The 486-nt window shown below is 71.6% G+C and carries 1 protein-coding gene; it reads right to left on the bottom strand.

Annotation, left to right across the window (positions count from 1 at the left end; genetic code table 11):
• Window positions 1-155 precede the first annotated feature (155 nt).
• A partial coding sequence (locus I6F37_RS38730; RefSeq protein WP_225154177.1) for a 3-methyl-2-oxobutanoate hydroxymethyltransferase occupies window positions 156-486 on the bottom strand: 331 nt, incomplete at its 5' end.

Genomic DNA, 486 nt, shown 5'->3' with positions numbered 1-486 from the left:
TCGGCAGACTCGGCAGGGCGGGACAGTGGGCCGGCGATGGAGGTCGTCACGCAGACCAGCCCACAGATGGCGAGAACGAAGCGTCGCATGCGGCACACTAGTCCCGCTGGTCGACCAGGCGCAGGTGGTTGCCTCGGCCCCGTGCCTCTGAGTCCTCAGAAGGTGTGCTCGGCCCCCGGGAACTCGCCGGACCTGACGTCGTCGGCATATGCCTTCGCACCGTCGAGGAGTACGCCGCGCACGTCGGCGTACTGCTTGACGAACCGGGGGATGCGGCCGGTGCCGAACCCCGCCCAGTCGGTCCACACCATCAGCTGGCCGTCGCAGTGCGGCCCGGCACCGACGCTGATCGTCGGGATCGACAACGCCTCGGTGACCTGGGCGGCGACGGCGCTCGGCACCATCTCGAGCACCACGGCGAACGCGCCGGCCTCCTCGACGGCGCGGGCGTCGTCGAGGAGCTGGGCGGCGCCGTCGCCACGGCCC

The sequence above is a fragment of the Bradyrhizobium sp. NBAIM08 genome (assembly GCF_020193935.1).
GTDB classification, from domain to species: domain Bacteria; phylum Pseudomonadota; class Alphaproteobacteria; order Rhizobiales; family Xanthobacteraceae; genus Bradyrhizobium; species Bradyrhizobium yuanmingense.
The sequence above is the reverse complement of the archived record's forward strand: the minus strand, read 5'-3'. Positions and strand labels throughout refer to the sequence as shown.